The sequence below is a fragment of the Flavobacterium hungaricum genome, from assembly GCF_015182285.1.
In the GTDB taxonomy this organism is placed as follows: Bacteria; Bacteroidota; Bacteroidia; order Flavobacteriales; family Flavobacteriaceae; genus Flavobacterium; species Flavobacterium hungaricum.
Genome location: NZ_PRDM01000005.1, coordinates 217,840 through 237,032, shown reverse-complemented (window position 1 = coordinate 237,032; position 19,193 = coordinate 217,840). Strand labels below are relative to the sequence as shown.

At 34.9% G+C, this 19,193-nt stretch carries 14 protein-coding genes and 1 pseudogene; 6 read left to right on the top strand and 9 right to left on the bottom strand.

The annotated features are described in order from the left end of the window. Nucleotides 1-36: 36 nt before the first annotated feature. The 7 genes from C4F50_RS20505 to C4F50_RS20475 form a co-directional block, all read right to left on the bottom strand. Nucleotides 37-1,788 carry a BatD family protein gene (locus tag C4F50_RS20505; RefSeq protein ID WP_194140513.1) on the bottom strand — a complete coding sequence of 584 codons (1,752 nt, stop codon included), beginning with the start codon at nucleotides 1,786-1,788 and terminating at the stop codon, nucleotides 37-39. A 131-nt stretch (nucleotides 1,789-1,919) separates the two neighbouring features. Continuing rightward, entirely contained in the window at nucleotides 1,920-2,687 is a 768-nt protein-coding gene (locus C4F50_RS20500) for a tetratricopeptide repeat protein (RefSeq protein WP_194140512.1), read from the bottom strand. A 107-nt stretch (nucleotides 2,688-2,794) separates the two neighbouring features. After that, a complete protein-coding gene (locus C4F50_RS20495; RefSeq protein WP_194140511.1) occupies nucleotides 2,795-3,829 on the bottom strand; it encodes a vWA domain-containing protein in 1,035 nt (344 codons plus the stop codon). A gap of 143 nt (nucleotides 3,830-3,972) precedes the next feature. Beyond that, on the bottom strand, nucleotides 3,973-4,974 hold the full coding sequence (locus tag C4F50_RS20490) for a vWA domain-containing protein (RefSeq protein WP_194140510.1): 1,002 nt from the start codon (nucleotides 4,972-4,974) through the stop codon (nucleotides 3,973-3,975). Continuing rightward, nucleotides 4,974-6,608 carry a hypothetical protein gene (locus C4F50_RS20485; RefSeq protein WP_194140509.1) on the bottom strand — a complete coding sequence of 545 codons (1,635 nt, stop codon included), beginning with the start codon at nucleotides 6,606-6,608 and terminating at the stop codon, nucleotides 4,974-4,976. The genes C4F50_RS20490 and C4F50_RS20485 overlap by 1 nt, the downstream gene beginning before the upstream one ends. Nucleotides 6,609-6,752: 144 nt before the next feature. Beyond that, nucleotides 6,753-7,616 (bottom strand): DUF58 domain-containing protein, encoded by an 864-nt coding sequence (locus C4F50_RS20480; RefSeq protein WP_194140508.1) that lies wholly within the window; start codon nucleotides 7,614-7,616, stop codon nucleotides 6,753-6,755. Nucleotides 7,617-7,709: 93 nt separating this feature from the next. After that, nucleotides 7,710-8,714: an AAA family ATPase gene (locus tag C4F50_RS20475; RefSeq protein WP_017497457.1), complete on the bottom strand. Its 1,005-nt coding sequence runs from the start codon at nucleotides 8,712-8,714 to the stop codon at nucleotides 7,710-7,712. A gap of 212 nt (nucleotides 8,715-8,926) precedes the next feature. Here C4F50_RS20475 and C4F50_RS20470 point away from each other — a divergent pair, with 212 nt between their 5' ends. The 3 genes from C4F50_RS20470 (at nucleotide 8,927) to C4F50_RS20460 (ending at nucleotide 11,957) form a co-directional block, all read left to right on the top strand. Beyond that, nucleotides 8,927-9,802 (top strand): aldo/keto reductase, encoded by an 876-nt coding sequence (locus C4F50_RS20470; protein WP_194140507.1) that lies wholly within the window; start codon nucleotides 8,927-8,929, stop codon nucleotides 9,800-9,802. 160 nt (nucleotides 9,803-9,962) lie between these two features. Continuing rightward, nucleotides 9,963-10,718 (top strand): SDR family NAD(P)-dependent oxidoreductase, encoded by a 756-nt coding sequence (locus tag C4F50_RS20465; protein ID WP_194140506.1) that lies wholly within the window; start codon nucleotides 9,963-9,965, stop codon nucleotides 10,716-10,718. Between the two features lie 93 nt (nucleotides 10,719-10,811). Further along, entirely contained in the window at nucleotides 10,812-11,957 is a 1,146-nt protein-coding gene (locus C4F50_RS20460; protein WP_194140505.1) for an ATP-binding protein, read from the top strand. Between the two features lie 215 nt (nucleotides 11,958-12,172). Here the strand turns inward: C4F50_RS20460 and C4F50_RS20455 are convergent, their stop codons facing one another. Further along, complete coding sequence (locus tag C4F50_RS20455) at nucleotides 12,173-12,916, bottom strand: DUF3298 and DUF4163 domain-containing protein (protein WP_194140504.1); 744 nt, start codon at nucleotides 12,914-12,916, stop codon at nucleotides 12,173-12,175. A gap of 159 nt (nucleotides 12,917-13,075) precedes the next feature. Here C4F50_RS20455 and C4F50_RS20450 point away from each other — a divergent pair. Beyond that, a pseudogene (locus C4F50_RS20450) lies at nucleotides 13,076-14,227 on the top strand (cystathionine gamma-synthase); the annotation flags it as partial. A gap of 81 nt (nucleotides 14,228-14,308) precedes the next feature. Here the strand turns inward: C4F50_RS20450 and C4F50_RS20445 are convergent. Further along, nucleotides 14,309-15,103 (bottom strand): THC0290_0291 family protein, encoded by a 795-nt coding sequence (locus tag C4F50_RS20445; RefSeq protein WP_194140502.1) that lies wholly within the window; start codon nucleotides 15,101-15,103, stop codon nucleotides 14,309-14,311. A 325-nt stretch (nucleotides 15,104-15,428) separates the two neighbouring features. Here C4F50_RS20445 and gdhA point away from each other — a divergent pair, with 325 nt between their 5' ends. Both gdhA and porZ read left to right on the top strand, forming a co-directional pair. Next, a complete protein-coding gene (gdhA, locus tag C4F50_RS20440; protein ID WP_194140501.1) occupies nucleotides 15,429-16,772 on the top strand; it encodes an NADP-specific glutamate dehydrogenase in 1,344 nt (447 codons plus the stop codon). Nucleotides 16,773-16,900: 128 nt separating this feature from the next. Beyond that, on the top strand, nucleotides 16,901-19,183 hold the full coding sequence (porZ, locus tag C4F50_RS20435) for a type IX secretion system anionic LPS delivery protein PorZ (RefSeq protein WP_194140500.1): 2,283 nt from the start codon (nucleotides 16,901-16,903) through the stop codon (nucleotides 19,181-19,183). Nucleotides 19,184-19,193: the final 10 nt, after the last annotated feature.

Sequence of the window (19,193 nt, the reverse complement as noted above, 5' to 3'; positions counted from 1 at the left end):
AAATAATTCTTAGCGAACTTTACGGTTAATAAACAATTAAGCAATCTGCTTTTCTAATTCAGAAATAATCAAGACCGCTTTGTCATAATCCTGCTGAATTGATGCGCTCGATGCTGGGGCATAACGTGCAAATTCGCAGTTTTCTGTCAAATCAATAAAACTCTGAACCGTTTCGATACCAGCATTTCTTGACAGCAGTAATTCTCGAATATTTTCTTTACTCATTTCTGAAGTCTCAATATGCAGTTTTGCTTTTAAGAAATTATGCATTGCTTTTTCTAATGCGATATAGAAAGGTTCCTTATTATTAAGATGTTTTTTCGCCTGCGATAGATATTTCTTCGCCAGTTTATTATTCATTCTAATTCTATTTCCAGTAACATCGCTGTCCATAGCTTCTTTTTTCTTTTTCGCTAAAATGATTAACGGAATAATAATAAAAGGCGCAAATAATAAGCTTAGATATAGATTTGATCCGTAGAAATCATTTTTAGCAATAGTAACCAAAGTAGTTTTGGTTTTAATGTGCGTAAATTGATCTTTCTCTGGAGCTTCAGCTTTTGATGCTGTAGACGGATTGGCTTCTGCTAATGTCGGTCCGTCCAGAACATCGACCATAATTTCTTTTGAAGTGATTGTTTTATAAGAACCAGTACTCAAATCAAAATAAGAAAACTGCATTGGTTTAATCGCATATTTCCCTTTGTATTGTGGTACAATAGTATATTTATCTGTAATTCTTCCAGACATTCCAGCCAATGAATTGTTCACATTTTCATCATGAACAGGATCATACATTTCTAATGCGTTTGGAACAACAGGTTTTGGAAGTGTAAATAACTTCATATTTCCAGTTCCCTGCGCGCTGACAATTAAATCCAGACTTTCGCCGCTTTTAAGAGTCGTTTTTGATGGCGTAACAACAAAATTAAATTTACCGACAGCGCCCGTAAATCCTTCTGGTTTTGTGCTTTCAGGAAGTGGTCGTACATTGATTGTTTTGGCTCCAGCCGAAACTACTTTATTGCCTTCAGTAGTAATCATCTGTCCAAACATATCGCGGCGGTTGCTTCCCATTTGAACACCAATGTCCAATGACAGCGGTTCAATTGTCAATCTTCCCGTTTTTTGAGGATATAAAATCGTCTTTTTTAAGATTACATAATACGCCTGCTGTCCTTGATAACTTCCTTGTTCTACCGAAAGTTGTTTGATATCAATGTTCTGATTCCAGAAATCGTTATACTTAGGTTTTGCAAGTTCTTTGAACCCTGTTACGTTGATGTAGTTAAAATATAATTTGTAAACGACTGTAATAGGTTCGTTCAAATACGGATTTGTTTTTGAAATTTCGGCAACCAATTGCAGTAATTCATTTCCAGTACCTGCTTGCTGCGGTCTGTCATTAGGATCTCGTTCTTGTGCAACAGCATTGGTAACGGTAATCTTGATCGGTGAAGTTTTATAGATCTGCCCGTTATATTCAATTGCAGCCTGTTTGATTGTAAGAGTTCCTTTTCTGTCTGGCTGCAGGATATAGGAGTATATTTTTTGAAAAGAACTTCTTCCGTTTACCCAAGACTGACTGATCTGCTGACTTGGTCCTCCAACAATTTTGAATCCTTCAAAAGATGGCTGTTCAAAATTATCTCCGTCAACATTCATCATAAAATCAATGCGGAGTCTTTCATTAACTCCAAGCGTATTTTTGCTAACTCTGGCTTCAAATTGTACTTGAGCCATGAGTCCTTGAAAAGTGAGTAGAAATAGAATTAAAAATCTTTTCATTTAATGTTTAATCAGTTTATTGTTTGTTGTTTATAGTTTGTTGTTAATTGTTTAACGTTTTAATTTGTCTTTTTAATATTTTGAATCCAGAAAAAGCTGTAAACTTTGAACCAAAAACCACAAACAAACCTTTACCAGTCTTTTTCTGTTTTCTTCGGACTGCCTTTTACTTTTTGAGCGTTTACTTTGTCTTGAACTTTCTTTTCTTCGTTATTAACAGCATCTAATAAATTCTGAACACGATCTTTTGAGATTCCTCCAGGCTGTGGTTTAGGTTCTCCTTTATTGTCAGACTTGTCGTCTTTATTAGGATCGTCTTTGCCGTCTTTTTTGTCCTTGTCCTTATCGCCTTTATCGTCTTTTTTATCTTTATCCTTGTCTTTATTTTGGTCTTTGTCCTTGTTTTTATCTTTGTTCTTGTCTTTGTCCTTATCTTTATCTTTATTCTTGTCTTTCTGATCGTTTTTCGGCGGATTCTCTTTTAGCTTTTGTTTAGCGTAAGCGTAGTTATAACGCGTTTCATCATCAGTAGGATCATTGCGCAAAGCTTGTTTGTAAGCTTCAACTGCCTGCGTATAATCTTTCTCTTTCATGAAAACGTTTCCAAGATTATGAAAAGCTTTGTGTTTTTCGGGTCTTGTTTTGGCATTTTTTATGGCTTTCGCGTAAGCGTATTTTGCCTCCGAAACTTGATTTTGTCTGTAAATAGTATTTCCCAGATTGTAAGGCGCTGCAGTACGCTTCGTAAATTTTGATTCCGAAATTCTATAGTTAGCTTCAGCATCAACAAAATTCTTCTGCTTATATTCTTCGTTGGCTGCAGGCAATGTTTTGTCTTTCTCCTGGGCAGAAACCGCAAAAGAAACCGTTAGTAAAATATAAAGAAGTAAATTTTTCATTCTAATTTTTTATGTTTTTGTTTGCCCCGAATTGCGCTAATTTTTACTAATCCGTTTTTAGGAATATTTTTTTCTAGTAAATTATTGTAATCGGCGGCCAAACATTATTATTTCTTTTCGTTAAATAAATTCAACTCTTTGATCCAGTTTGTTTTTCTTTCTAAAAGGAAAATATCCAAGAACAACAGTAAAAAAGCAAATCCGATGAACCATTGAAACTGCGATTGAAACTCTGCCATTTGAGTCGCTTCAAATTCAGTTTTCTGAATATTATTCAAAGCATTTTTTATATAATCTAAAACCTCTTTCGTGCTTCCGCCGTAGACGTAACCGCCTTTTGTAGCTTTTGCAATGGTTTTCAAACCTTCTTGATTCAATTTGGTGATAACTGTTTCGCCGTTCTGATCTTTTTGATAGCCTTTTACAACGCCTCGTTCTTTTAGCGGAATTGTTCCTCCTCGTTCTGTTCCAACTCCGATAGTAATGATTTTCATTCCAAGTTTATTGGCTTCTTCTGCAGCTGTAGAAGCGCCTTCAGAATGATCTTCTCCATCAGAAATCAGAATTAGTAATTTGCTGGTTTTGCTTTTTTCATCAAAATATTTTGCCGACATCAAAATAGCTTCATCAAGTGAAGTTCCCTGCGACGAAACCATGTCAGGGCTCATACTCTGCAGGAACATTTTTGCAACGCTGTAATCTGATGTAATCGGCAGTACAGGAAAAGCACTTCCTGCATAAGCTACAATTCCGATTCTATCGCTTCCAAGATTGTTAATAATCTGCGAAACCAGCTGTTTACTTTTTTCTAAACGGCTTGGTGCCACATCTTCGGCCAGCATACTTTTAGAAACATCGACGGCAAAGACAATATCGATACCTTCGCGTTTTACGGTTTCCATCTTTGTTCCAATTTTCGGATTCACAAGTCCGATAATCAAACAAGTAAGTGCTAAAAGGATAACCGTGATTTTTAGAACTGGTTTAAAAACCGATTTTTCAGGGCTCAGTCTTTTTACCATTTCCAAGTCTCCAAATTCAAGCTGTTTTCTTCTTTTCCAATACATATTGAAAAGAAAAATACACACCACAATAGGGATTAATAGTAAGAGATATAAATATTTTTTTTCGTCTAATTCCATAAATTTTTTAAAATTCCAATCTCAAAACAGCTTTGAGATAAATTCCAAATTCCAATTTTTATTTTATCAATCTCAATATTCAAATTTCAAGTTCCAATTTGTTCTTTGGAATTTTAAAATTGGAATTTTTTAACCTTGAAAAATTAAATAAAGCTTCTGTAAACAGTATTTCTTAACCCCACTTCGAGTAACAATAAAAAGCCTGCAAATAAAACAAAAAACCTGTATTTTTCGTCGTAATCATAGAATTTCAATTCCTGAATTTCTGTGGTTTCCAATTTATTGATTGAATTGTATATTTCGGCTAATCTGTCGTTGCTTGTTGCTCTAAAATAAGTCCCGTCGGTTTTTTTTGCAATGCTCTTCATCAATCGCTCATCAATTTCAACTTTTTGCATTTTAAATAAAAAGCCTCCGTTTGGAGCAAAAGCATAAGGTGAAGAAGCCATGCCGTTTGATCCTAATCCAATTGTATAGACTTTTATTCCGTATTGTTTTGCGATATCTGCTGCTGTTTCTGGTTCAATAAAACCAGCATTATTAACACCGTCGGTCAATAATATGATAATGCGGCTTTTTGCTTTACTGTCCTTCAAACGATTTACCGCAGTTGCTAGTCCCATTCCAATTCCTGTTCCGTCTTGTAATGCGGTGTCGTATTTGATGTCTTTTATCGCTTCTAGAATAATGGCTTTATCGCTGGTAACTGGAGTTTTGGTGTATGCTTCAGAAGCATATAAAACCAATCCAATTCTATCATTTGGTCTTTCTTGAACAAAATCTCCGGCAACTCTTTTTAAAGCTTCCATACGATTCGGTTTTAAGTCTTTTGCCAGCATACTCCCAGAAACGTCAATTGCCATCACAATATCAATTCCTTTAGTGGTTTTGGTCTGGTTGCTTATATCTACCGTTCTTGGTCTTGCTAAAGCAATAACAAGCGAACTTAAACCCAATACTCTAAAAACGTATAAGCAAGGTTTTACTTTGACCCAAAAGGAGTCGGTGCTTTTGAAACCTGCTGTCGAACTCATTTTTAGAGTAGCCGACTGCTGATTGCGTTTCAATAAAAACCAAATTATTGCAATCGGAATTAAAAGAAACAACCAAAAAAATTCTGGATTTAAAAAAGTGATTTTGCTCATTAGTTGCTTGCTCTTTGAAGTTCAACAGAATTTAATATTCGGGTTGTGATTTCGTTCGCATACGTATCTCCCTCTTCGTGTAAAATCATAATTTGCTGTAAACCCTGATCTTGTTTAAAAAGCAATAATTCGTAATATGCTTTTGTACTCGTTTTAGTCTGCGGATTCAGTATTGTCATGGTACCATAACCTTTGACTCCTTGAATTCCTTCGTTTGTCTGAAAATCTTCCTGTTTTACAATGATATTTTGTCCGCCCTGCGCTTCAATTATTTTTAAAGAACCTTCGAGTGCTTTTGATAAATCAATTTCTGTGGGCTGTTTAAATTTACTAGTAGAAACAGTAATAAAGAAATTGTCAATCATGCTTCCGTATGCAAAAAGCTGCATTTCTTTAATAAGCGCCATCGCTTCTTTTGGAAGAACTTTTTGGGTATCCATACGTTTTAAAACCTTTGGAGTTTCAATAAGAACCGCAGGATTTCCGTAAGCACTTTTAACCCATTCGCCTTCTAATAATTCTTTTGACGGATGACCAATAATATTGTCTTTTACGTAATTAAAACCTTTTGTTGCCACAAAGAAAGTAGTAGTAACAAATAATAAAAGAATCACAGCTGCTACAGAATATCCGATACGGGCATTTCGTTTTTTAAGAAGCTGTAACTGAATTTGTTTTTGTCTTTGCGCCTCATTCAATAATTGATCTTCTATCTCTTCTGGATTTTCAGTTGGAATCGCATTATCAAGCGTTAAAATTACTTTCTGGATCTTATTTCTATCTTCTGTAATTTCAAAATCCAAGGGTTTGGATTTAGCAAATTTTACTAAATCGGCCTGACGTAAAACGCGTTCCAGATTTTCAACTGTTTCTGGAGTTAAGGTCATTTTCTTTTTAGTAGATGCCGTTCTGATAGCCAGAATTAATTCGGAAGTGGTGCTTTCCATTGCTGGAATATGAATCGCTTCTTCAATATAATTACGAGCAATATCAGTAAGTTCACTGTAGTATTCTTTGATTTCACCTTTTTGAACAAGTTCTTTCTGCTCTAAATTGTTTAAAAGGCTTGTAGCTTTCTCTATTGGTGTTTTATAAACCTCTTCTTCAATTTTCTTTTTCTGATGTTTTTTAATGTACCAATAAATAAATGCCCCGATTCCTAAAATCGCAATTACAATTAAAACATAAATCCACCAATTTCCGATTCCTTCGTCAATGGTGGTAATATCTTTAATATCGTACATTTTTTGCTGCAGCGTATCTACTTTTACATTCGCTACTTCGACTTTTAAAGAATCTGAGAAAACAGGTTTTTTATCAATTAAAATTTTGATGCTGGGAATCGTATAGCGACCAGAATCAAACTGTGTTAAACCATATTTTTTGATTAATTCATACGTTCCGTCTTTTTTTACAGTATCTATCGGATAAGATTGAATTACTTCTAAAGCACCAATGTTTTTCAGCTTTGGAAATTCAACTTTTTGTGTTGACGTCACAACGGTTTTCAGCGTCAGCTTAAACTCGGCACCAATCTTATTTTTTGTAGTATCTATACTAGTTTCTATCTGCTTGTTTTGAGCAAAAACAGCCGAAGAAAGTAAAAATAAAAATATATATAGTTTAAATTTCATTTGATTTGATTTTAGATTTTAGTCTAAAATGAATGCTTAAAAAAGAACACGGAGGAAACAGATCTAAGCGGGTTTTTATTTTGATATTTGACAGAGATTAGGATCATGAGTTTAAAAAACAAAAATCCCCAATCTAAAATTAATTTATCTCGATTTGAAATAGCCTAATAACTTAGTAACGTAATTTTCGTCAACTCTGGTATTGACAATTCCGGCACCTGATTTACGAAAAGTATCTTTAAAATAATTTAATCTATCTTGATAGTGTTTCTCATAATTCAGGCGCACTGTTTTAGAACTCGTATCAACTAATTGTATTTTCCCAGTTTCGGCATCGAGCATCGTTACCATTCCTAAATTCGGAATTTTTTCTTCGCGCATATCGTACACACGAACGCCTGTAATGTCATGTTTCTTAGAAGCAATTTTTAAAGTATGCTCATAAGCGTCAGACATAAAATCGGAGATCATGAAAATGATGGCTTTCTTTTTTTGAGTTCCAGATAGAAACTTCAAAGCTTGTGCGATATCGGTTTTGTGGCTTTTTGGCTCAAATTCGATCAATTCGCGAATAATACGCAAAACATGGGAACGCCCTTTTTTGGGCGGAATATATAATTCTACAGTATCAGAAAAAAGAATCAAACCAATTTTATCATTGTTTTGTGTAGCCGAAAAAGCCATCGTTGCCGCAATTTCGGTTACGATGTCTTTTTTGAATTGATTTTTAGAACCAAAGGATTCAGAACCCGAAATATCGACCATTAAAACCATAGTCAATTCACGTTCTTCTTCAAATACTTTAACGTGAGCTTCATTGTAGCGTGCGGTCACATTCCAATCGATGTTACGAATATCATCTCCGTATTGGTATTGACGCACCTCGCTAAACGTCATCCCTCGTCCTTTAAATGAAGAGTGGTATTCTCCCGAAAAGATATGATTACTCAGTCTTTTCGTTTTGATTTCTATTTTCCGTACTTTTTTTAAAAGCTCTTTTGTATCCATTTTTCGGATTGCAGATTTTAGATATTAGATTTTAGATTATTTTTAGATTGCAGATTTAAATCTAAATGCTGCAATCTAAAATCTAAAATTTTTTTAAGGTACTTCAATCTCGTTAACAATTTTGTTGATAATGTCTACAGAAGTAATGTTTTCTGCTTCTGCTTCGTAGGTGATTCCAACTCTGTGGCGTAAAACATCGTGAACAACGGCACGAACGTCTTCTGGAATTACATAACCGCGGCGTTTGATGAAGGCATAACATTTTGCTGCATTAGCCAAATTGATACTTCCACGAGGAGAAGCTCCAAAACTGATAAGCGGTTTTAAGTCGGCCAGTTTGTATTTCTCTGGGTAACGCGTAGCGAAAATAATATCTAAGATGTATTTTTCAATTTTTTCGTCCATGTAAACTTCACGAACAGCTTCTTGTGCACGTAAAATCTGCTCTACAGACACGACTGGGTTTACTTTTTCGTAAGATCCTTTTAAGTTCTGGCGAATTACAAAACGCTCTTCGTCGATTTTTGGATAATCGATCACAGTTTTTAACATAAAACGATCGACTTGTGCTTCAGGTAACTGGTAAGTTCCTTCTTGTTCAACCGGGTTTTGCGTTGCTAATACTAAAAACGGACGGTCTAGTTTGAATGTAGTGTCGCCAATTGTAACTTGTTTTTCCTGCATGGCCTCAAGTAATGCAGACTGCACTTTTGCTGGAGCACGGTTAATCTCATCGGCAAGGACGAAATTGGCAAAAATAGGTCCCTTTTTGATAGAGAACTCATTTGCTTTAATATTGTAAATCATGGTTCCAATAACATCGGCTGGTAATAAATCCGGCGTAAACTGGATACGGCTGAAAGAACCCTGAACCGCTTGAGACAATGTGTTAATGGCTAAAGTTTTGGCCAGACCTGGAACTCCTTCCAGCAAGATATGTCCTTGTCCCAATAATCCGATTAATAGACGCTCGACCATGTGTTTCTGTCCCACAATAACTTTGTTCATTTCCATTGTAAGAAGGTCTATAAAGGCACTTTCTCTTTCAATTTTTTCATTTATCGCTCTAATGTCTAAAGTCGTTGTATTTTCTTCCATATAAATATTTTTAAAACCGTGATTGGTACGCCTAATTTTTGAGAGTGCAAATTGACTATTTTTTGAGAAGTAAGATGTTAAAGAATGGTTAAAACTTCGACCAATGACCTAATTTTAAGGACTAATTGTGAATCTATTTTTATATTTTTAAGAACTTTGATGAATATGTTTTTGAAAAGCATATTTATTACCAAAAATAACGCATAACGATTATGAGTAAAACTGTCTTATCGCCTATAATTTCAGGCACTATGAATTGGGGAGTTTGGGATAAAAACCTTACAACCAAAGAAATGGAAAACATGATACAAGTGAGTATCGAAAACAAAATTACGACTTTTGATCACGCCGACATTTACGGATCTTATACCACCGAAGCCGATTTTGGAAAAGCTTTCCAAGCAAGTAAAATTTCTCGCGAAAAATTACAATTAATTACCAAGTGCGGCATTCAGATGATTGCTGAAAAACGCCCTGAAAACAAAATCAAACATTATGATTATTCTAAGGATTATATCATAAAATCTGTAGAAGGATCTTTAAAGAATTTAAAAACAGATTATGTAGATGTTTTTCTATTACACAGACCAAGTCCGCTGATGCAAGCAGACGAAATCGCCGAAGCGGTTGAGAAACTGAAAGGAGAAGGAAAAATTATAGATTTTGGTCTTTCGAATTTTACTAGATCACAAACAGATTTAATTCGCAGCAGAACCGAAGTGAGTTACAATCAGGTGCAATTTTCGGCTACACATTACGAAGCAATGACTGATGGAAGTTTAGATTATATGCAGACTCACGGAATTCGCCCATTATCTTGGAATCCGCTTGGAACTGTTTTTAGAGAAGATACTAAACAAACCCGTCGTTTGAAAAAATTGTTTTCTGAATTACTAGAAAAATACCATTTAGGATCAGATACCTTATTATTGGCTTGGATTTTAAAGCATCCTGCAAAAATAATTCCGATTGCCGGTACGGTAAATATTGCCAGAATTCAATCTTTGATTAAAGCAGTTGAATTGGATATGGATAACGAAGACTGGTTTGCGATCTGGACAGAAAGTATGGGGCATGATGTGCCTTAAATTTTAGTGTTCAGTGATCAGTTTTTTAGTGATTAGTTTAGCTGGATTATAATTTGCTTTAAGCTAAAAAAAATAGTTGCCACAGATTAAAAAGATTAAAAAAGGATTTTTCTAATCTGTGTGAATCCTTTAATCTGTGGCATAAAATAAAATAATAGTAATGAAAAAAACAGCTTTAATTACTGGAGCAACCAGTGGAATCGGGAAAGCGACGGCTCAGATATTAGCAAAAAACAATTATAAAGTAGTGCTTTGCGGCAGACGTAAAGACCGTTTGGAGGAACTTGAAAAAGAACTTGCTGTTTTTACAGAAGTACATTCTTTACAATTTGATGTTCGTGATAAAGTTGATGTTCTGGAAAAAATAAGTACTTTACCAAACGATTTTTCCGTTATAGATGTATTAATCAACAATGCAGGAAACGCACATGGTTTAGATCCGATTCAGACAGGAGATTTAGACGATTGGGATGCCATGATTGATATCAATGTAAAAGGGCTTTTGTACGTTTCAAAAGCAATTATTCCGCAGATGGTTGAGAGACAATCTGGGCATATAATAAATATTGGTTCAACGGCTGCTAAAGAAGTTTATCCTAACGGAAATGTGTATTGCGGTTCTAAACATGCGGTTGATGCTATTACGGCAGGAATGCGAATCGATCTGAATCCTTACGGAATTAGAGTCGGCGGTATTCATCCTGGGATGGTAGCGACAGAATTTAGTGAAGTTCGTTTTAAAGGCGACGCCGACAGAGCAGCAAATGTCTACAAAGGATTTGAGCCGCTGCTGGCAGAAGATATTGCAGATATTATACATTTTGTGGTTTCAAGACCGTATCATGTTAATATTACCGATTTGGTTGTCATGAGTACAGCGCAAGCTTCTTCTACGATTGTTAAGAAGACATTATAGATCTTTAGAATTTTAGACTTCTTAGATTTATTATATTTAGGAAGTCTAAAATTTAAGAAGTCTAAAAAACCAAAATCTAAGAAGTCTAATCAAATGATCAATAAACGCCTTTTAATAAAAAACCTGCTCGCTCATAATGACGAAAGCAGTTTTTATGATAAAAAAAGGCAGTTGAACCTGCATTCCCGAGAAGGGAAAGGCAAATTCCTGAAACATATCTGCGCTTTGTCGAATTCGAACCCAAACAATAATTCTTATATTGTGGTTGGAGTAGAAGACCAGGATAATGAAATTGTCGGAGATGATTTTTTCGACGACAGCAGAATTCAGAATCTTGTCAATGCTTTTTTGGAAAATCCTCCAAAAATTCAATACGAAAATGTTCCTTTTCCCAATCTTCCAAAAGACAAAGTGATTGGTTTGGTTACCATTAAGCCCAAAAGTAAAATTTCTTATTTTAAAAAAGGAATTCATACCATTCTCGCCAACAGCATTTTTATAAGGCGCGGCAGCAATTCTATTCCAGTAGAAGAACATGAAGAAGTAGAGAAAAATTACCAAAACACAGAAACTGTAATCGGGATCGAAAACAGCTCTCGAAACAGCATTCAATACACTTTAGATGGCGTAATCGATTTTATGAATTTCAGACATAAAGATATGTCGCCAAAATATCGTGTTTTCAAAGAATTATTTGTCATTTGCTGGGCTGGAGTCCCAAAAAAAATGCGGGATATAACGTATCTTTCCCGGGTTGATATTGAATTGATCAACGAACAGATTAAACTTTTTTATTCGGCACAAGACGTGGTTACTATTGTTTATGATGATGATAGTTTTACGATTACAGAATATGTGCCGCTGGGATTAAATGACAAAACAAGTTATTATCCGCTGGAAGAACAAACGATTCATTTTTTTGATAATGGTTATTACAAAATAGACCGGCAGATACTTTTTCAACCGCCAGAATTCAACCGTAAAATGTTGTTTCATATTTACAACTCAAATATGGCCTTGTTGGCAAAACTTCAAAAAGAAATAGCATTGTCTGACCGCGAAATGAAAGACTTGGAAAACCTGCCTTCTACTTTTATGATTTGCTATCTGAATGGTTTTGAAGATGCAAGACAAAAACTAATTGATGCAAAGTTACTTTTAAAGCCTTTTAAACCGGTTTATTCTTCTTTTAAAGAATCGCTTCGAATTTTGAGAAAGATGAAGTATGATGTGCAATAAAGGTTCAGGGGTTCTAAGTGACAAAAGTTCAAAGGTTTTTTGTGGAGCTGCACTGCAGTGTGTCTAATTTAAATGATGAGATTTTTTGCCCAAGTACAAATGGAATATTTAAGCGTAATTTTCAATAAATACGTTTTCAATTTTCTTTAAGCTGTCATTTTCTTCAAATTGCATATGACTCATTTCTTCGATGTAAAATTTAATTTTGTGTAGTATTATCTAAACTTTAAAAACTTACTCACTTCATCATAAGGAAATAAAATCTCTTTTGGACCGTCTGCGTATGAGGCAGCTTCATATGAATTATAATATAAAAGTAAACCTTCTGAAGTATAAAATATATTTTGAGGCAGTTGAAATTTATCATTTTCAAACATTAAACCTGTGGCATTGATATTAGATTTTTCGGGAATATGATATTTAGCTCTGAATTGTTTTTCGGCGAAAGCCTTAAAATCTTCTTTGTTTTTAAATAATTGATCGTTAGAAATAGTCTTTCCGGTTTTAGGATTGAATAATAGAGAACGATAACCTTGATAACCGTGTGCGCCGCCTGTAAAAGTATAATGATCCAACCTGATGTTTAAAATCTGATTCGACTCAAATTCTACATTTCCTTTAATTTTGGCCTCCCATCCAAAAGTCTCTACTGGAAACTTTTTGTGCAGTTCTTCATAAGATTTTATAAAAGCAGCTGCAAGGGAATTGTAGTCGGTTGTTTTTGCAGAATCTTCTTCAAAAAAAACAATTTCTCGTATAACAGAAAAGATTTTTTTGTTGATGCTGTCAGAAACAATTTTCTTGTTTTTCGCAATCGGAATATCCATCGTAATTGAGGGGCAGTCTTTTTCGCATGGAACCGTAGAATTTTGTTCAAATGATTCGTTTTCAAATGAAAGCTCTTTACTGCAGCTAATAATAGTCAATAACAAAAAGATTAAAAAAGGATATTGCTTCATGTCAAGAAATGTTAATTATATTAAAAGATAGAGAAGAGGAGCTTAAATAAAATAAATTAAAACGGTAAGTTTGTATTCTAAAATTACGATTTTAAAAACATAAATCAAAAAAAATGCGAATATCAACAAATTTGTTGAAACAAAAATTTAAAAACAAATTTTAATAATATGAAATTTAATACTAAAGTTATACACGGAGGACAACATCATGATCCATCAACTGGTGCGGTTATGCCTCCGGTTTATCAAACATCAACTTTTGTGCAGACAAGTCCGGGAAAACCTTTGGCAGATTACGAATACAGCAGGGCTTCAAACCCGACGCGTACTGCCTTAGAAGATGCTTTGGCAAGTATCGAAAACGGAACTAGAGGTCTGGCATTTTCTTCTGGTCTTGCAGCTACAGACTGCGTTTTAAGATCGTTTAAAGCAGGAGACGAAATCATTGCAATGGATGATTTGTATGGCGGAACTTACAGAATGTTTTCTCGTATTTATAAAGATTCAGGGATTAAATTCCATTTTGTAGATATGACGAATATCGAAAAATTGAATGCTTTAATTAATGAAAATACCAAATTAATCTGGGTAGAAACACCAACAAACCCATTGATGAAATTGGCTGATATTGCCGAAATTGCAAAAATCACTAAAGCTAAAAATATTCTTTTAGCGGTAGACAATACTTTTGCAACACCTTATTTGCAAAAACCTTTGGATCTAGGGGCTGATATTGTAATGCATTCTGCTACTAAATATTTAGGAGGGCATTCTGATGTTATTGCCGGTGCTTTAATCGTAAAAGACGCGGCGCTTGGCGAGCAATTGCATTTCCAACAATTTGCAACTGGAGCTACGCTTGGACCAATGGATAGTTTTTTGGTTTTAAGAGGAATTAAAACGTTGGCTTTGAGAGTGCAGAGACACTGTGAAAACGGAGAGAAAGTGGTGGAATACCTAAATAATCACCCAAAGATAAAAACAATTTATTATCCAGGTTTAAAGAATCATCCGTTTCATGAAATTGCTAAAAAACAAATGAAAGCGTTTGGCGGTATGGTGTCTTTTGATTTTAAATCGGGTAAAAAAGAAGATTCGATTGCGTTTTTAGAAAAACTAAAAGTATTTACTTTGGCAGAATCTCTGGGAGGTGTTGAGTCATTAGCCAATCATCCGGCCTTAATGACACATGCTTCAATTCCTGCAGATAAAAGAGCAGAAGTTGGTATTACTGATGATTTGGTTCGATTAAGTGTTGGTATTGAAGATGCAGACGATTTAATTGCCGATTTAGAACAGGCATTGTCTTAATAAAGAAATCCCAAAAAATAAAAATCCCAAATTCCAATAATAATTTTGGAATTTGGGATTTTTTATATCGTTTTTGTAAATCTAGAATTCTAAATAGTAAATGTATCCAAAGTTAAACCAAACCTGCCAGTCGTTAGATTTGTTTTCTGTATAGATATCTTTATTAGGATTTAATCCATCAATCCAGTCTGAGTTGTACATCTGAAAACGGGTTTCGAACATTAAATCACTCATTGTGCTTAATTTATAATGAACCCCAAGGGCAGCAGTTGCTGATAAAGCAACACCGTTTTCTGAAGAAAATCCGTGTGCGCGTCCGTCAGATGGAGTTAAATATTTTCCAGGAGTAACAGCAGGCAGTCTGATGTCTCCTAAATTAGAACCTATTTTAGTTGAATAATAACTTACTTGAAAACCAATACTTCCGTATGGGCTTAGAGCACCAATTGTATTTTCGAAGTCGTGAATTTTCATAAAAGGAGAAAATTCTAACTGGGTTCCAAGACCTAATATACTAGAACTTGCATACATGTTTTTTAACTGTTGAGCAAAAACACCATTTGGTTTATGTTCAACCCAATGTCCAAAATGTTTTAAAGTTGTTTTACTGAAAGAAAGATCAGTTCTAACTTTAAAATGCTCTGTAAAAAAACTTTCGCGGTTGTTGGCAGCAGAAAAGTTGATAAAGTGCATGATTCCGATGCCGAAACCAGTGTTTCCAACGTTTGTATCGAAGTTGTTTCTCTCTCCAAAATCAGATTGAAGAGTAACAGGTCCTGCGAAGATTCCTATCTCTTGAGCTAGGTTTAATTGAGCAGTTGCCGCGGTTGATATACCAAATAAGGCAAATAATGTGATAAATAGGTGCTTAGGCATGTTTTGGGGGCTTACAAATCTTGGCAAATATATAAAAAACATATTCTAATCAAAATATTAAATTAATCTATTAAATAATAAGTAACAAAATACTTAATTTACTAACTTTAACAATGGTGTTTGCGTGTAAACACCTACAGGTAAAATACAATTTTTTTCTATTGTTTGAAAAATACACAATTCAGTGCGAAAAGCGAAAAAATATAACAATCAATTGTATTTTAATCTATCTTTGTGCGTTAAAACGAAAACGTTTTCTTAAATACGGTTTTCCTATTTAATTGAATGAGAATCAAATTAAATTTGTCGATTAATTTATTTCAAAATGGAACAAAAAATAAATGAATTTATGGCTCTAGTTGAGTCGAAAAATCCAAACGAACCAGAATTTCTTCAGGCTGTTAGAGAATTTGCAGAAACTGTAATTCCGTTTATATCTGAGCGTAAAAAATACGATGGTAAAAACATACTTCTAAGAATCGCAGAACCTGAAAGATCAATTATATTTAGAGTTCCGTGGGTAGACGATAAAGGAGAAATTATCGTAAACAGAGGTTTTAGAATTCAGATGAACTCTGCAATTGGACCTTATAAAGGAGGAATCAGATTTCACCACACCGTTAATTTATCTGTTTTAAAATTTCTTGCTTTTGAGCAGGTTTTCAAAAACAGTTTGACAACACTTCCAATGGGTGGTGGTAAAGGAGGTTCTGATTTTGATCCAGAAGGAAAATCAGATGGTGAAATTATGCGTTTCTGCCAATCTTTTATGACAGAATTATGCCGTCATATTGGTCCAGACTTAGATGTACCTGCTGGAGATATTGGTGTTGGAGCTAGAGAAATCGGATATTTATTCGGACAATATAAAAGAATCAGAAATGAATTTACAGGAGTTTTGACTGGAAAAGGTCTGGCTTATGGAGGTTCATTAATCAGGCCGGAAGCTACTGGCTACGGTGTGGTATATTTTACAGATCAGATGCTGCGTACAATTGGTCATGAAATTAAAGGAAAAGTAGTTGCGATCTCTGGATTCGGAAACGTGGCTTGGGGTGTAGCGCTAAAAGTAAATGAACTTGGGGGTAAAGTAGTTACTATTTCTGGACCTGACGGTTATATTTATGATGAAGAAGGAATCTCTGGAGAGAAAATCGAACACATGGTCGAAATGAGAGCTACTGGAGACAATAGAGCAGAAAGATATTTAGAGAAATATCCAAATGCGGTCTTCCATAAAGGAAAAAGCCCTTGGGAAGTAAAAGTTGATATTGCGATTCCTTGTGCGACTCAAAACGAGTTGAACGGAGAAGATGCTCAAAAATTAATTGATAATGGTGTTCTTTGTGTTACTGAAGCTGCAAATATGCCTTCTACATTAGAAGCTATTAAGCTTTTCTTAGATAATAAAGTATTGTTTGCACCAGGAAAAGCGGCAAATGCTGGTGGTGTAGCGGCATCTGGATTAGAAATGACGCAAAACTCTATTCGTCTAAACTGGACAAGTGAAGAAGTAGATTTAAGATTAAAAGACATTATGGTTGGAATTCACAATCAATGTAAAAAATACGGTGCAGAAGAAGATGGTTATGTTAACTACGTAAAAGGAGCAAACATTGCCGGATTTGTAAAAGTTGCCGATGCTATGCTTGCACAAGGTGTAGTTTAAGACTTATTTACAATGATAAAGTGCCTTCGGTTATCTGAGAAGATAAATCGAGGGCATTTTTTATTGGATAGAACAAAAAACATATAATTCCGTTTGTAGTATATTTGTCTTTTTGAATACATTAAATGATGATGAGAAAACTCTATTTCGTTTTATTTTTAATGCTGCTGCAGCTTTGCTCTGCTCAAAACAATTTGTCTTGGCAGGGATATTTTTCATTTAATGAAATAAAAGATATTTCAGAATCGTCGGCTAGTTTTTTTGCGGCTTCAGAAAACGCTTTGTTTTCAAAAAACAATACCACAAACATTCTTAAAACAACCACAACTGTTGACGGCTTATCGGGACAGACTATTTCGGCTGTTTACCACAGTGAAGCTTTCAAAAAAACAATTGTAGGTTATGAAAACGGTTTGATGATTTTGGTTAATGAAACCGATGGAAGCATCTTAAAAGTAGTCGATATAATTAATAAACAGCTTTCGTCCAGTATTAAGAAAATCAATCATTTTATGGAACATAATGGTTTGCTTTATGTTTCGTGTGATTTCGGGATTGTGCAGTTTAATTTGAATACATCAAAATTTGGAGACACCTATTTTATAGGGGATAACGGTGCAGAAACGAGCGTAAGGCAGACAGCCTTTTTTAATGGTTATATTTTTGCGGCAACAGCAAACGGACTTCGCAGAGCAGACAGTACAAACGCAAATTTGATCGATTTTAATCAATGGCCGGTTGTTAATGCTGGAGATTGGTCTAGTGTTGAAACGTTAGATACAGAACTTGTAGCGGTAAATAATTCAGGATATGTGCATCGTTACAACTCAAGTGTATTTGTTGGTTTTGTTCAATTACCGCAGCCGGCAGTAGATCTAAAAGCGCGAAATCATAATTTGTATATTACCACAGCCAATACGGTTTATGTATACAATAATCAATTGATTTTGAACAGACAGATTTCGGATTCGCAAGTTTCGGACAATACAATAAGTTTTACCTGTGCAACAGCAGTCGGAAATCAGATCTATATAGGAACAAAAGACAAAGGATTGTTTTCTTCCAATTTGAACGGCAGCGCCGCTTTTGAAAATAGTACGCCTTTTGGACCCTTAAGAAATAACATATTTTCGTTAGACGTTACGCCAAATGTTTTGTGGGCTGTTTATGGAGATTACGATACCTATTACAATCCGTATGCTTTGGATAGTTACGGAATCAGCAGATTTAATACTTCAGGCTGGTTAAATATTCCGTATTCAGAAGTTTATGATGCACAATCGATTACCAAAATTATTGTGAATCCATCTAACGAAAAACAAGTCTATGCGAGCTCTTTTTTTTCGGGCTTGTTAAGAATTGAAAATGAAGTTCCTAATTTTTTATACAATGAAAAAAACAGCGGTTTAGAAACACTCACTTATGAAGGTCCGAGTTATATCGATGTGCGTATAAATGGAACCGCATTTGATAAATCTGGAAACCTCTGGGTTACAAACAGCCGAATTAAAAATGGTTTGAAAGTTTTAAGAACCAATGGTCAGTGGGGCAGTTATGCCACGTCTTCTGTCTTGAGTAATGCAGAAAATACCAGCTATGCAAATTTGGTAATCGATCAAAATAATGTAAAATGGATTGCAACCAGTAATGAAGGTGTGTTGGGTTTTAGTGAAAACGGAAATGTTTTTAAGAAAATTACATCTGGTTCTGATGCGGGAAATCTACCGACGGCAGATGTACGAACAATAGCACTGGATGCCAAAAATCAACTTTGGATTGGGACAGATAAAGGTTTGCGTGTTTTGTCTAATGTAAGCAGTTTTCAGTCAGATAATCAATTAAAAGCAAATCCTATTATTATAATGGAAGATGATGTTGCACAAGAGTTAATGTATGAACAATTCATTACCTCCATTGCAGTAGACGGCGCCAACAATAAGTGGATCGGAACAGCAGATTCTGGTGTTTTTATGGTTTCGGCTAATGGTCAGGAAACCAAATATCATTTTACAATAAACAATTCGCCGCTGCCAAGCAATACCGTTAACGATATCAAAATTAATAGTAAAACAGGAGAAGTTTTTATTGCTACCACAAAGGGAATGATCTCTTTTAAAGGTATTGCAACCGGAGCAAACGAAGATTTGAATAATGTGTATGTCTATCCAAATCCAGTTCGTCCTTCTTATACCGGAACCGTAAAAGTGGCAGGGTTAATTGATAAAGCCAATGTAAAGATTACGGATATTGAGGGGAATTTAGTTTACGAAATAACGGCGTCCGGCGGTACAATAGAATGGGATACCACTGCTTTTGGTAAATACAAAGTCGCTTCTGGAGTTTATATGGTTTTTATTTCTGCTCAAGACGGCGGCGAAACCAAAGTAAAGAAAGTGATGATTATTCGTTAGTGATCAGTGT

What these genes read in the sequence shown, in the direction of transcription:
- C4F50_RS20490 (WP_194140510.1), bottom strand. Translation starts at nt 4,974, where the DNA reads ATGAGCAAAATCACTTTTTTAAATCCAGAATTTTTTTGGTTGTTTCTT.
- C4F50_RS20485 (WP_194140509.1), bottom strand. Translation starts at nt 6,608, where the DNA reads ATGAAATTTAAACTATATATATTTTTATTTTTACTTTCTTCGGCTGTT.
- C4F50_RS20460 (WP_194140505.1), top strand. Translation starts at nt 10,812, where the DNA reads ATGATCAATAAACGCCTTTTAATAAAAAACCTGCTCGCTCATAATGAC.
- C4F50_RS20475 (WP_017497457.1), bottom strand. Translation starts at nt 8,714, where the DNA reads ATGGAAGAAAATACAACGACTTTAGACATTAGAGCGATAAATGAAAAA.
- C4F50_RS20505 (WP_194140513.1), bottom strand. Translation starts at nt 1,788, where the DNA reads ATGAAAAGATTTTTAATTCTATTTCTACTCACTTTTCAAGGACTCATG.
- C4F50_RS20500 (WP_194140512.1), bottom strand. Translation starts at nt 2,687, where the DNA reads ATGAAAAATTTACTTCTTTATATTTTACTAACGGTTTCTTTTGCGGTT.
- C4F50_RS20455 (WP_194140504.1), bottom strand. Translation starts at nt 12,916, where the DNA reads ATGAAGCAATATCCTTTTTTAATCTTTTTGTTATTGACTATTATTAGC.
- C4F50_RS20465 (WP_194140506.1), top strand. Translation starts at nt 9,963, where the DNA reads ATGAAAAAAACAGCTTTAATTACTGGAGCAACCAGTGGAATCGGGAAA.
- C4F50_RS20480 (WP_194140508.1), bottom strand. Translation starts at nt 7,616, where the DNA reads ATGGATACAAAAGAGCTTTTAAAAAAAGTACGGAAAATAGAAATCAAA.
- C4F50_RS20470 (WP_194140507.1), top strand. Translation starts at nt 8,927, where the DNA reads ATGAGTAAAACTGTCTTATCGCCTATAATTTCAGGCACTATGAATTGG.
- gdhA (WP_194140501.1), top strand. Translation starts at nt 15,429, where the DNA reads ATGGAACAAAAAATAAATGAATTTATGGCTCTAGTTGAGTCGAAAAAT.
- porZ (WP_194140500.1), top strand. Translation starts at nt 16,901, where the DNA reads ATGATGAGAAAACTCTATTTCGTTTTATTTTTAATGCTGCTGCAGCTT.
- C4F50_RS20495 (WP_194140511.1), bottom strand. Translation starts at nt 3,829, where the DNA reads ATGGAATTAGACGAAAAAAAATATTTATATCTCTTACTATTAATCCCT.
- C4F50_RS20445 (WP_194140502.1), bottom strand. Translation starts at nt 15,103, where the DNA reads ATGCCTAAGCACCTATTTATCACATTATTTGCCTTATTTGGTATATCA.